This is a genomic window from Amycolatopsis acididurans, assembly GCF_012328925.1.
Classification (GTDB): Bacteria; Actinomycetota; Actinomycetes; order Mycobacteriales; family Pseudonocardiaceae; genus Amycolatopsis_E; species Amycolatopsis_E acididurans.
The window spans coordinates 44,556-56,894 of the sequence record NZ_JAAXLS010000044.1; the positions used below are offsets into that span (position 1 = coordinate 44,556).

Here is a 12,339-nt window from a genome sequence, read left to right on the forward strand (position 1 = left end):
ATGACCGACCCGCAACGCGTCGCCATCGTCACCGGCGGCGCCGGGAAACTGGGCAGCGCCATCGCCGCGCGTCTCCTCGAAGACGGTGTCGCCGTGGTGGTGGCCGACGTGAACGCGGACGCCGCAGCCGCGACCGTCGCGGGCTTCCGCGCGCGCTTCGCCGCCCCGTCCCACAGCGTCACGGCCGATCTCGGCTCCGTCGACTCGATCGAGTCACTGGCGCGCGAGGTGGGCGAGAGGTTCGGCCGTCTCGACATCGTCGTGAACAACGCCGCGGTGAACCGCCGCTCGACCTTGTCCGAGCTCACCCCCGAAGCCTGGGACGTCATGAGCGACGTGAACCTGCGTGCCCCGGCGATTCTCGTCAGCCGGGTGCTCGGCTTCTTCAAGGCGCAGAACGGCGGCAGCGTCGTCAACATCGCCTCGCGGAACTGGGTTTCCGGCGGCCCGGTCGCCTACACGACCATGAAGGCCGGAATCGTCGGCATGACCAGGTCCTTCGCGACCGAACTGGCGAAGTACAACGTCACCGCCAACGCCGTGGCGCCCAGTTTCATCGAATCCGACTTCACCAGCTACGACCGTGACGACGAGCAGATGCGCCGCCTGATGGAGCAGTACCAGGCGATCACGCCGCTCCCGCGCATGGCCGAACCCCGCGACGTCGCGAACGCCGTAGCGTTCCTCGCCTCGCCGGCCGCGTCCTTCATCACCGGCGAAGTCCTGCACGTCTGCGGTGGAGCGCAGCTCGCGCCGCTCCCGCGAACCCCGCTTGCCGTCGAACACCCGGAACGGCGATGAAGTTCGGCGTCGCGACGATCTCCCTGCCCAGCCTGAACATCGGTGAAGCCGTCGCGGAGATCGCCGCGGCCGGGTTCGGCGGCATCGAATGGCGGGTCGAGCCGAGGCCCGGCAGCATCCGGGACGCCACACCGGCGCACCCGTTTCTCGTGAATCACCGCTCGACCATCCCACTCGACGTGGCGGCGGCCGCCGAGGTGGCACGGGAAACCCGTGCGGCAGGACTCGAAATCGTCGGCCTGGCGCCGTACATCGAAGTCGGTGACACCGGCACGCTGCGCCTGGCCTGTGAAATGGCTGCCGCTGCGGGTGCTCCGCAGATCCGGGTGCAGGCGCCGAGGATCTCCCGTACGCACAATCCGTACTCCGTGCTGTACGAGGAAACCGTCGCGTTCTTCGGCGAAATCGAGGCCGCCGCGAGGGCAACGGGCATCCGAGTGCTGCTGGAGATCCACCACAACACCATCTGCTCCAGCGCGGCGCTGGCACACCGGGTGGTCGCGCGGTTCGCCCCTTCCCACGTCGGTGTCATCTACGACCTCGGCAACCTCGTCTTCGAAGGCTATGAAGCGCACGAGATCGCGCTCGACCTGCTCGGCGACCATCTCGGGCACGTGCACCTGAAGAACGCCGCGCATTTCCGTTCGCCGGGAGGCGGATGGCGGCCGGACTGGACGCCGCTCGAGGACGGCGAAGTCGACGTACCCCATGTTCTCGAACTCCTCGACCAGCGCGGCTACCGCGACTGGGTGTCCGTGGAGGACATGAGCCTCGATCGCGAACCACGCGCTGCCTTGCACCACAACGCGGCTCAGCTGCGCGAGTGGGGCCTGCTGCGCTGACACATCGACGTACCGGACAAGGAGGTCCACAATGGATACCACGGAGTCGTCTCCCGGCGAAGCCCTGCCGGCCACCTCTGGCTACCGCTGGGTGATCCTCGCCATCTGCTGGCTGGCGTTCACACTCATCTACATCAACCGCACCGCGTGGTCGGTGGTCGCGATCGATGCCTCGCATTCCCTCGGACTTTCCGTGGCGCAGCTCGGTATCTTCGCCACGGCGCTGTCCATCGGCTACGTCGTCACCAACATCCCCGGCGGTATCGTCGCCGACCTCATCGGTGGCCGGATGGCGGCTGGAATCTCCCTGGTGGCGGCGGGATTGCTGACGCTGGCGTTCGGCACCGTGACGAACGTCGGCGTGGGGATCGCGCTCCAGATCCTCATCGGACTCGTCAGTGGCGCCGACGTCGCGTCCTTCACCAAGCTGATCAGCCGCTGGTTCCCGCCTGCCGACCGTGGCACGGCCTTCGGCCTGTACATCACCTCGACCGCGTTGGGCAGCGTGATCGCCAACGCCTCCATTCCGGAGCTGCTGGCGAAACTGCATTGGAACGGGGTCTACTATGTGCTCGGCGTGCTGACCATCGCGATCGGTGCGGTGTGCTGGACATTCCTGCGGAACAATCCGCCATCCCCGGTCGAACCCGCCGCCGAAGCTTCGGCATCGGGCGGGCGGCTCGGTCTCCGCGCGATGGTCGGCAACCGCAACCTTCTCTCGCTCGCAGCGGCAGGCCTTGGCATGCAGTGGGCGACGCTCGGTTTCCTGGCGTGGGGCAACTCGCTGATGGTCAAGGCGCTCGGCCTCTCCGCAGGCAAGGCCGCGCTGGTGATGGTCATCGTCAGCACCACGGCCATCGGCGTCAAACCGCTGGTGGGTTTCCTGTCCGACCGGGTGCGGGGCACACGCAAGGCGCACCTGATGGTGCTCAGCGGGTACTTCGTGATCATCCTGATCGTGTTCGGGCTCCTCCGGAATTACTCGGTGATGCTCGCGCTCGCGCCGTTCCTCGGGCTCGGTGTCTACGGCTACACGGTGCTGACGAACTCGACCGTGCCGCAGTATGCGGATCCGCGGTTCGTCGGCGGGGCCTTCGGCTTCGCCAACACCGCGTGGCAGCTCGGTGGTGTCTTCGCGCCGATCGCGGTGGGCGCGGTTTTCAGCGCCACCGGTTCGCTGTTCCTCGCGCTCGCCGTACTGGCGGTCGGCCCGTTGCTGGGTGTGTTCCTGCTCCTGCCCATCCGCGAGCGGACGCCGGTCCCGGTCGCCGATGAACGGCGCGACAGCGTCCCGACAGGCTCTGACGTGCTCGGCGACGGGAAGCGTTGAGCCGGTGAACCGGTGCGTCAGCCCGGAAGCCCTCGCACGACGGGGTGATCGGCGCCCGGCTCGAGTCCCAGGGCGAAGACGCCGGCGTTGATGTCGCGGAAGCGTTCGCGGTCGGCGGGAAGTTCCTCGTCGAAGAAGATCGCGCCTTGTGGGCACACGGATTCGCAGGCGCCGCAGTCGATGCAGTCGTCCGGGTTGATGTAGAGCATCCGCCCGCCCTGCTGGATGCAGTCGACGGGACATTGGTTCAGACAGCTGCGGTCCATGATGTCCAGGCAGCCCTCGGTGATCACGTAAGCCATGTCGGTCCTCCTCCGGTGCCGATCTCCACCAGTCGGGCGAGATCGGCGATCTTGGTCCGGGTGCGGTCGTTCTGCGCGCCGAGTGCGATCTCGGCCGCGTCGATCGCCAGCCAGCCGCGCCAGGTGACGACCCGGGTGCCGTGCGCGGCGAGGGTGGCGTCGATGCCGGGTTCCCGGTCGTCGACGGGCAGGTCGGCGAGCAGGCCCTCCACGGTCTCGATGGCGCAGGCCTTGTTCGTGCCGATCACCCCCGACGGACCCCGCTTCGCCCAGCCGGTGACGTACAGGCCCGGGCCGACTCGCCCGCGCACGTGCGGGATGCGGCCCAGCCGCGGATCGAACGGCACGCCCGCCAGCGGTTCGCCGCGGTAGCCGATGGCGCTGACGACCAGATCGGCCGGCACGCGTTCACCGCCGCGCAAGCGCACCTGCTCGACGCGGCCGGTTCCGGTCAGTTCCTCCGCCGCCTGCCGGAACCGGAAGGTCAGGCTGCGAGGTGCCCCGGTCCGCGGACGGGTGCTCCACCGCCGGAACGCCTCGACCCGTGCCGCCACGGTCCGGTCCGTCTCACAGCGTGCGCGGTCGTCCTCGGTCAGCGTCAGCTCGCCGGGGTCGACGACGATGTCGAGGTCGGCCAGCTTGTCCAGTTCGAGCAGTTCGGCCGGGGTGAACTTCGTATCGGCCACGCCGCCGCGGACGAGTACTCGCACCTCGCGGACCGGATTCCGGTTCAGCACATGCAGAACCGCGTCGGTGACGTCGGTATGGGCCAGCCCGCCGCCGCGGAGCAGGACCCGGGCGATGTCGAGTGCGACGTTCCCGGCCCCGATGACGACGACGCGCCGGGCCTGCGCCGCCTGGCCCGCGGCGGGGCGGCCGTTGTACCAGTCGACGAGTGTGCCCGCGCTGACGTGACCGGGGAGGTCCTCGCCCGGGATGCCCAGCCGCCGTGGCCGCGGTGCGCCCGTGGCGAGCACGACGGCCGCGTACTCGCGGTCAAGGTCGTCCAGCGTCAGGTCCCGGCCGAGCGTGACGTTTCCCCGGAACGTCACGCGCGGGTCCGACATCGTCTTGTGCAGCGTGCGGACCACCGATTTGATCTTCAGGTGGTCCGGGGCGACGCCGTAACGAACCAAGCCGAACGGGGTCGGGGTGCGGTCGAAGACGTCGACCCGGACGTCGTCGCGCTTGAGCAGTGCCGTGGTCGCGAAGATCCCGGACGGCCCCGCGCCGACGACGGCGACGTGCGTCATTGCGCACCCGCCTCGGACGACCACCTGTGCAGTGACGGATCGAGCAGTCTGCGCAGGACCGATTCCGGTGCCCAGGCCAGTGTCTCCAGCAGGAGTGCGTCGAAATAGGCGGTGTGCCCGGTGTTGTTGTCCACAATGCACAGACGGGTGTCGTTGCCCTCGTGGTCGATCGACACGGTCACCGACGCGAACTCGTTCGCGATGACGTGCATGGCAGGCTCCCGCTCAGATCAGGAAGGACATCGTCGGAATGGGCTGGTCGCGGTTGACCAGCAGGACGACCTTGCGCGACATCCGGATCTCGCCATCGACCCTGGTCAGTGAGTGCCGGACGGACCCGGCCCAGGTCGTCAGGCCGCGCAGCCGGGACTCGACCGCGATGAACGTGGCACGCGTTTCGGTGCCGTGCTCGCCGGTCCCGACGACTTCTACATTGGACACCAGGTGAGCGACCTTGCTCGCCGGGTCCTGTGAGTGCCGTTTCCCGGTCTTGAGCTGGGCGACACGCAGCGCGATCCGGGAGCGGTTGTCGTAGATCACGGAGATGTGATTGTCCGGATCGGACACCGACTCGGGACCCGCCGGCAACCAGTACAGGGCTTCGTCGGTCCAGAGCGCTTCCCACTCGTCGTAGCGGCACTCGTCCGCGAGGCGTGCCTCGGCGAAGAGGAACTGCGCCGCCTCCCGTGCCGTGATCGCGCCGGTGGTGGTGGACGCCGTCATGCCTGCTCGCCTTCCGTCATCAGATGCTTGATATGCCGCCAGATTCCGCGCTGCGTCGTCTCGTCGGTCGCCGCGCCGGCGAGATGCCCTTCGGCGTCGGCCCGTTCGCGGTGCAGGCCGCGCCGCAGCACGAGCCATTCCGGCACCCGGCTCGCGACACCGCGCTGGTTGCGCTCGTACATCTCGGAATCGTCGGCGAGCAGGAATCCCGCGGGCCCCACGGAACCGCTGACCTGGTGCAGGAGTCGTTTGTTCAGATCCGGGGCGCCCTTGAACTGCAGTGGCGTCACGTGCTGGATCGTGTGATCGACCGCGAGCGGCTGGATGACGAACATCTGGATCTCGGCGATGAACAGGTTCGGGAAGATCATCACGTGCGGCGAGCCGTCGACCAGGATCTCCCGCGCCGTCGCGTCCCCGTGCACCTCCCGCATCGCGCGCACGTAGTCGGGGAGCCGGTCCACGGTCGTGCCGAACCAGCCCAACGGCACGTCCTCGGCGCGGAACTGCGGCCGCAGGTCGTGTTCGGTGTGCCCACCGCCGAGATCGCGTGCCGTGGCGGCGGACTTCTCGCTGTACATGGCGGCCACGTGACTCTGGCCGACCTCGAAGATCGAGGCGTGCACGAACTGCGGGTGGTAGCCGTCGGTTTCGTTCTCCACCAGCATTTTCCAGTTGGCCCGCACCTCGTGCCGCAGCCAGCCCGCGGTCAGCCGCACCTCGTTCTCGGGGGACAGGCGGACGACGCGGTCGAGTACGTCGGTCGCGGCGCCGAGGTGTTCACGCAGGGTCGGGCCGTCCGCGGCGAAGCTGCCGAAGACGAATCCCTGGTAGGAGTCGACCCTGGTGACGCGGCCCAGTCCGAGTGAGGCTTTGGCTTCGTTGCCGTCGTAGCCCTGGCGGAAGGGATAGCCGAGCAGGGAACCGTCGGTGCCGAAGGTCCAGCCGTGGTACTGGCAGCGCAGCGCGCCGGTGTTGCCACGCGCGGCCTCGCACAACTGGTTGGCCCGGTGGCTGCAGCGGTTGAGGAGCAAGTGGACGGTGCCGTGCCGGTCGCGGGTCATGATGACCGACTGCGGCCCGATGTTCTTGACCACGTAGTCGTTGGGTTCGGGCACTTCGCTCTCGTGCCCGACGTAGACCCAGGTCCGGTACCAGATCCGGGCGAGCTCGTCGGCGAAGATCCGGGGATCGGTGTAAAGCGATCCGTGGACCCGGTCGGCCTGGATGAGCCGGGCGTAGTCCGGGCGTCCGACGGTGGGCGCGGTCATCAGCATCTCCTTCGAGCGGTGCCGGGAGGGGCATCACCAAGACGAGGGCGCCGGGCGAGCGACGCCGCCTCGGGCTGCTCATATAATTACCGAACGATCGGTTTATTTCAAGGGGTGATCGCGAACCGGCTGGATCGGGGCGGAAATGGCGGACGGGCCGCGGCTCGAGCGGCGTCGGGAACGGGGCCCGGCTCAGGGGGGCCTCGTCCGGCGGCGCCCCGCGAACGTCACTCGGCCCGGCGGCGCCTGGCGTAGCGGGCGGCGCGCCGCGCGAACGGGACTCCGGCTCGGCGGCGGCCGGCGGCCGGTGGCGAGCGGGCGGCCGGGCAGTGCCTCGTGAACGGGACTTGATTCAGCGGCGCGGCGGCGGGCGGCAACGCATGCGCCTCGTGAACGGGGCTCGACTCAGCGGCACTCAGCGAGCGGTCCCGCCAGTGCACCCCGAACGGGCCGCGCGGCAGCTTCCCGACGAGGAGCCCGCCGTTCAGCCGTTCCTGGCGAACGGGCCGCCGCTCAGTGCGTCCCGGCGACGGGCTCGGCCGCGGGGGCGGCGACGGGGGAGTCGAAGATCAGGCTTTCGACCGCGTCGGTCAGCCGGTCCGCGGAGACGCGCCCGGACGGCCGGTACCACTCGACCACGGACACGGCCGCGCCCAGCGCCAGCCGGGAGAACAGCCCCGGATCCATCGTCAACCGCAGCCCACCCTCGTGGACGGCCTGCTCGACCAGTGCGGTCATGGCCTGGTCGAACTGCTTGCGGCGGCGCATCGCGCGCTCTTCGGCCGGCGTGTTGCCGTGGGTGCGGACGAGCAGCGCGACCTCCGGCAGCCGGGCGGTGATGATCTTGACCATCTGCCGGATGATGTGCCGCACGCGGTCGGCTGCGGGACCGCTCAGCGCCTCGGGCTCCTTGAGCACGCCGAAGAGTGCGTCCAGCGCGCGCCCGACGCCGAGTTCGAACAGCTCCTCCTTGGAACTGACGTGGTGGTAGAAGCTCGATTTCGTGATGCCGGCGGCCTTCGCGAGGTCGCTCATCGAGGTGGCGTCGTAGCCGTGCTCCAGGAACGCCCTGACCGCGATGTCCACGATTTCGTCGAGCCGGAACGGTGGGCGGACCGAGTTGCTGACGCGCCCCAAAGCTGTACCTCCTCGTTCGGCGCCGACGAGCCCGGCACCCACCGGTCAACGATAGCCGCGGCCCCGGTTCCGGTTTTGAGGCTTGACGGAATCGGGCGGCCGATGCCAGTCTACTATCCGAACGATCGGTTGATTAACTCCGACTGACTGGCAAAGGGGCCAACCGTGACCACCACCTACTGGTCTCCGCCGCTCGAAACCGCCGCGCCGGACGAGATCCGGCGCCTGCAGGAAGACGGGCTGCGCCACACGCTGCGGGCCGCCCTGCACGTGCCGCACTATCGCGACCGGTTCGCCGAGGCGGGGGTCGACGTGGCCGCGATCCGCACGGCGGACGACCTCGCCGCCGTCCCCTTCATGGACAAGGAGCAGCTGCGCGACCTGCAGCCCTGGGGAGTGCGCGCCGCGCCGCTCGCCGACATCGTCCGGCTGAACGCCACCACCGGCACGACCGGGCTGCCGTGCAACATCGCCTTCACCCGCCAGGATCTCGCCAACATCGGCGAACTGGGCGCGCGGAACCTCACCGCGATGGGCGTCGGGCCCGAAGACATCGCCTGGCAGTGCTACGGATACGGGCTGTGGATCGGGGGCAGTTCCCTCGACCGCGCCTACGAGCAGGTCGGCGTCACCGCGTTCCCGGCGGGGCCGGGACGGACGTCGCTGGCCGTGCAGCGCCTGCGGGATCTCGGCGTCACGGTCATTTCCTGCACGCCCACCTTCGGCCTGTTGCTCGTCGAACGGGCGCGGGAAGCGGGTATCGATCCGGCGACGGACTGGCGCCTGCGGGTCGGGATCTTCGGCGGCGAGACGATGAGTCCCGCGGCGATGGCCCGGCTGTCCGAGGCGATGCCGCCCGGCTTCCGCCCGCACAATACCTACGGCACAACGGAACTCGGTGGCCCGTTCGTCGCGAGCACCTGTGCGTACTCGCGGGAACAGGGCACGTTCCACGTCTGGGCGGATCACTATCTGATCGAGATCATCGACCCCGAATCCGGGCAGCCGATCACCGAACCGGACGTGCTGGGCGAACTCGTGGTCACGACGTTGCGGCGGGAAGGCTCGCCGATGGTGCGGTGGCGGACCCGCGACCTCACGTCCTGGGCCCCGGACGCCCACGACTGCCCGTGCGGCCGCCGTGGACATCCGAAGATCGCCTGGATCTCCGGCCGCAGCGACGACGTGCTCAAGGTCCGCGGCAGTCTCGTGATGCCGTCCCAAGTGGAGGATGTCGTGTGCGCCGCGGTGGGTACCGGGGCGGGCTGGCAGCTGGTCGTGGACAAGGATCCGGACGGCCTGCGGGCCACCGAGGCCACGGTCGTGGTCGAGATCGCCGACGGCCTGCGCGAAACCGTCGTGTCCGAACTGGCCGGAGGGCTGCGCGACCGGCTCGGCATCGGGCTGCCCGTCATCGCCGCGGGTACACAGGAACTTCCCCGCTACGAAGGCAAAGCGCGACGAGTGCTCACCGTCGAAGAGTTCGCCGCGGTGGCGCCACTGGTCGATCTGGGCCCGGTGACGACAGCGGTGACCACGTGAGCGACGTCCGCTGTCGCGTCGACGGCCCGGTCGGGCACGTCCTGCTGAACCGGCCGCAGGCCCGCAACGCGGTCACCGTCGGACTCGCGCGCGAGCTCGCCACCGCGGTCGAAACACTGGCGCACGAGGTGCGGGTCATCGTGATCCGGGGCGCCGGGGCGGACTTCTGCGCGGGCGGAGACGTGCGTGCGCTCGCCGAGTTGCACGAACGGGGCCGCGCCGCGATGGCCGAGCTGTTCACCGAGTTCCGGCGTGCGCTGACCACGATCACGTCCGTGCCCGTTCCGGTGGTCGCGGCAGTGCACGGGCACGCGGTCGCCGGCGGATTCGAGCTGATGCAGGCCTGCGATATCGCGGTGGTGCGCACCGACGCGCGGATCGCGGACATCCACAGCCGCTTCGGTCAGGTTCCCGGCGGCGGCAGCACCCAGCGCCTGCCCCGCATCGTCGGGCGCCAGCGCGCGATGGGGCTGATCCTGACCGGCGACGAAATCACCGGAGCGCAAGCGGTTGCGTGGGGGCTGGCCTACCGCGCCGCCGAACCCGGCCGGTTCGACGAGGAGGTCGACGCGCTGGTCGCGCGGTTGCTGGCCAACCCGCCCGCGGCGCTGGCACACAGCAAGTTCCTGGTCGGCCAGGCCCTCGAACGTCCGCTGGCCGACGGGCTGCCGATCGAGACCACGCGCGTACTCGACCACCTGGAGGCCGAGGGCCAGGCGGCCTTCGGCGCGTTCACCCGACGAAAGGCGACCACATGACTCCCGTGATCGCGCAAGGCGACGTCCTGCTCGACATCGCCGACGGGATCGCCACCCTGCGCATGAACCGGCCCGACGCGGCCAACGGCATGTCCGTGGAGTTCCTGCGTTCCTTCCACGAAGCCATGATGACCTGTCACCGCACACCCGGCCTGCGCGCGCTGATCATCAGCGGCAACGGCAAGCATTTCAGCGGGGGCGGGGACGTGCGGGACTTCGCGTCGAAAGGCGCCGCGCTGCCCGACTATCTGCGGGAGGTCACGTCGTGGCTGCAGGTGTCGGTCTCGGCGATGATCCGGCTGCCGGCCCCCGTGATCGCCGCCGTGCACGGGTACGCCGCCGGTGGAGGCGGGTTCGGGCTGGTGTGCGCCGCGGATTTCGTGATCGCCACCGAAAGCGCTCGTTTCCTGCCCGCGGCCACCACCGTCGGAATGGCGCCCGACGGTGGGACGACGGTGACGCTCAGCCGGATCGTCGGCATCCGCAAGGCGATGGAGATCGTGCTGACCAATCCGCGCCTGACCGCGGACCAGGCGCTCGAACTGGGCATCGTCACCGAGGTCGTGCCCGACGCCGAACTCGGCAAACGGGCACTCGACCTCGCGCGCACGCTCGCGGCCGGTGCCCCGAAGGCGATCGCGGCGACCAAACGCCTGATGTGGGACGGCGTGGGCCGTTCGGTCGAGGACGCGCTGCCCGACGAGGCGCGCACCGTCGCCGAACTGTCCGGCACCGCCGACGCGCGCGAAGGCCTGGCCGCGGTGATCGAGCGCCGCGAACCGCTCTTCACCGGCCGATGACCGGCCGTTTCGCGGGGCAGCGCGCGGTGGTCACGGGTGCCGCGAGCGGGATCGGCGCGGCGATCGCGCGGCGGCTCGCGGACGAGGGCGCCGGTGTGCTCGTCGCCGACATCGACGCGGACGGCGCGGCCACGACCGCGGGACAGATCGGCGGGAGCGCGGTGCCGCTGGACGTCACCGACCCCGCGGCGGTGCACGAGGCACTGGGCGGCGAGCCGTTCGACGTCCTGGTCAACAACGCCGGTCTGGACGACTTCGGGTGGTTCACCGACATCGAGCCCGCGCGCTGGCGCCGGATGCTGGCGGTCAACGTCGAGGGCGTGCTGGCCTGCACGCAGGCGGTGCTGCCCGGTATGCAGGCGCGGCGGTACGGCCGCATCGTCACCGTGACCTCGGAGGCGGGCCGGATCGGGGCGAAGGCCAACGCCGTGTACGCCACGACCAAAGCGGCGCTGACCGGGTTCACCAAGTCCATCGCACGGGAGAACGCGCGGTTCACCATCACCGCCAACTGTGTCGCGCCCGGACCGACGGAAACCCCGATGGTGCAGGCGATCCGGGACCGGGGCGAGCGTGGCGCCGCGACGCTCGCCGCCATGATCGCCGGCACCCAGCTCGGCAGGCTCGGCACACCGGAGGAGGTCGCGGCCGCCGTCGCCTTCCTCGCCTCCCCGGAGGCTTCCTACATCACCGCGGAGACGCTCGGTGTCTCCGGCGGCATGGGGCTCGGCGGGTAGCCGCCGCGCGAATCGTCACCGTCAGCAAGGAGTTTCGCCATGACGCAAGCACCAAGCACGATGATTTTCGCCGAACCGCGCGTTTTCGACTCGGTCGAGGAGGAACGGCTCGACCGCAAGCAGCGGCTCGCCGTCGCGTTGCGGGTCTTCGCCCGGTTCGGCTTCGACATGGGGGTCGCGGGCCACATCACCGCGCGCGATCCCGAGTATCCCGACCGGTTCTGGGTCAACCCGTTCGGGCTGCACTTCGGCGCGATGCGCGCGTCGGATCTGATCCTGGTCGACCACGACGGCCGGGTCGTGGAGGGCGACGGGATCCTCAACACCGCCGCGTTCCGGATCCACTCGGAGGTGCACGCCGCGCGGCCGGACGTGGTCGCGGCCGCGCACGCCCACAGCGTGTACGGATCCGCCTGGTCGGCGATGAACCGTCCACTTCAGCCACTCACCAACGAAGGCTGCATGTTCTTCGAGGACCACGTGATCCACGACGAGCACACCGGCGTGACGCTGGAGGACCTCAAGGCCAAGGCGATCGCGCAGGATCTCGGCCCGCACCGCGCGGCGGTGCTGCGCAACCACGGGGTCGTGACGGTCGGCCGGAGCGTGGACGAGGCCGCGTGGTGGTTCATCGCGTTCGAGCACAGCGCGCATGTGCAGTTCCTCGCCAAATCCGCCGGCCCGCCGCGGCCCGCCGAACCGGAAGACGCACGAGCCGTGCGCGACACGATGGGCACGCCCCGTGCGGCGTGGTTCAGCTTCCAGCCGCTGTATCAGGAGATCGTCCGCAACCAGCCCGACGTCCTCGACTGACCCGCCCCACGGCCCGAAGGAGTGCCATGA

Annotated in this window: 13 protein-coding genes and 1 pseudogene; 8 read left to right on the forward strand and 6 right to left on the reverse strand. The window is 69.8% G+C overall.

Annotation, left to right across the window (positions count from 1 at the left end):
• From HFP15_RS34125 to HFP15_RS34135, 3 genes are read left to right on the forward strand one after another with little or no spacing between them, the layout of a single operon-like run.
• Complete coding sequence (locus HFP15_RS34125) at nt 1–801, forward strand: SDR family NAD(P)-dependent oxidoreductase (protein WP_168521235.1); 801 nt, start codon at nt 1–3, stop codon at nt 799–801.
• Nucleotides 798–1,643, forward strand: coding sequence for a sugar phosphate isomerase/epimerase family protein (locus HFP15_RS34130; protein ID WP_168521236.1), 846 nt, complete (start codon nt 798–800; stop codon nt 1,641–1,643). Before HFP15_RS34125 ends, HFP15_RS34130 begins: the two co-directional genes overlap by 4 nt.
• Before the next feature lie 31 nt (nt 1,644–1,674).
• Entirely contained in the window at nt 1,675–2,973 is a 1,299-nt protein-coding gene (locus HFP15_RS34135; RefSeq protein ID WP_168521237.1) for an MFS transporter, read from the forward strand.
• 17 nt (nt 2,974–2,990) lie between these two features.
• Here the strand turns inward: HFP15_RS34135 and HFP15_RS34140 are convergent, their stop codons facing one another.
• From HFP15_RS34140 to HFP15_RS34165, 6 genes are all read right to left on the reverse strand, one after another.
• Nucleotides 2,991–3,275, reverse strand: coding sequence for a ferredoxin family protein (locus HFP15_RS34140; RefSeq protein ID WP_168521238.1), 285 nt, complete (start codon nt 3,273–3,275; stop codon nt 2,991–2,993).
• Nucleotides 3,263–4,528: an FAD-dependent oxidoreductase gene (locus HFP15_RS34145; protein ID WP_168521239.1), complete on the reverse strand. Its 1,266-nt coding sequence runs from the start codon at nt 4,526–4,528 to the stop codon at nt 3,263–3,265. Before HFP15_RS34145 ends, HFP15_RS34140 begins: the two co-directional genes overlap by 13 nt.
• Nucleotides 4,525–4,740 carry a hypothetical protein gene (locus tag HFP15_RS34150; RefSeq protein ID WP_168521240.1) on the reverse strand — a complete coding sequence of 72 codons (216 nt, stop codon included), beginning with the start codon at nt 4,738–4,740 and terminating at the stop codon, nt 4,525–4,527. Before HFP15_RS34150 ends, HFP15_RS34145 begins: the two co-directional genes overlap by 4 nt.
• A gap of 13 nt (nt 4,741–4,753) precedes the next feature.
• Nucleotides 4,754–5,251 (reverse strand): aromatic-ring-hydroxylating dioxygenase subunit beta, encoded by a 498-nt coding sequence (locus HFP15_RS34155; RefSeq protein WP_168521241.1) that lies wholly within the window; start codon nt 5,249–5,251, stop codon nt 4,754–4,756.
• Nucleotides 5,248–6,522, reverse strand: a complete 1,275-nt coding sequence (locus tag HFP15_RS34160) for an aromatic ring-hydroxylating oxygenase subunit alpha (RefSeq protein ID WP_246272283.1) — start codon at nt 6,520–6,522, stop codon at nt 5,248–5,250. The genes HFP15_RS34155 and HFP15_RS34160 overlap by 4 nt, the downstream gene beginning before the upstream one ends.
• A 513-nt stretch (nt 6,523–7,035) precedes the next feature.
• Entirely contained in the window at nt 7,036–7,659 is a 624-nt protein-coding gene (locus tag HFP15_RS34165; protein ID WP_168521243.1) for a TetR/AcrR family transcriptional regulator, read from the reverse strand.
• Nucleotides 7,660–7,824: 165 nt separating this feature from the next.
• Between HFP15_RS34165 and HFP15_RS34170 the strand changes: the two genes are divergently transcribed.
• From HFP15_RS34170 to HFP15_RS34190, 5 genes and pseudogenes are all read left to right on the forward strand, one after another.
• Nucleotides 7,825–9,201, forward strand: coding sequence for a phenylacetate--CoA ligase family protein (locus HFP15_RS34170; protein ID WP_168521244.1), 1,377 nt, complete (start codon nt 7,825–7,827; stop codon nt 9,199–9,201).
• The gene (locus HFP15_RS34175; RefSeq protein WP_168521245.1) at nt 9,198–9,959 is read left to right on the forward strand and encodes an enoyl-CoA hydratase/isomerase family protein; all 762 of its coding nucleotides are present in this window, start codon (nt 9,198–9,200) and stop codon (nt 9,957–9,959) included. Before HFP15_RS34170 ends, HFP15_RS34175 begins: the two co-directional genes overlap by 4 nt.
• A complete protein-coding gene (locus tag HFP15_RS34180; RefSeq protein ID WP_168521246.1) occupies nt 9,956–10,759 on the forward strand; it encodes an enoyl-CoA hydratase/isomerase family protein in 804 nt (267 codons plus the stop codon). Before HFP15_RS34175 ends, HFP15_RS34180 begins: the two co-directional genes overlap by 4 nt.
• Nucleotides 10,756–11,496: an SDR family NAD(P)-dependent oxidoreductase gene (locus tag HFP15_RS34185; RefSeq protein ID WP_168521247.1), complete on the forward strand. Its 741-nt coding sequence runs from the start codon at nt 10,756–10,758 to the stop codon at nt 11,494–11,496. The genes HFP15_RS34180 and HFP15_RS34185 overlap by 4 nt, the downstream gene beginning before the upstream one ends.
• A gap of 33 nt (nt 11,497–11,529) precedes the next feature.
• Nucleotides 11,530–12,309, forward strand: a pseudogene (locus HFP15_RS34190) (class II aldolase/adducin family protein); the annotation flags it as partial.
• Nucleotides 12,310–12,339: the final 30 nt, after the last annotated feature.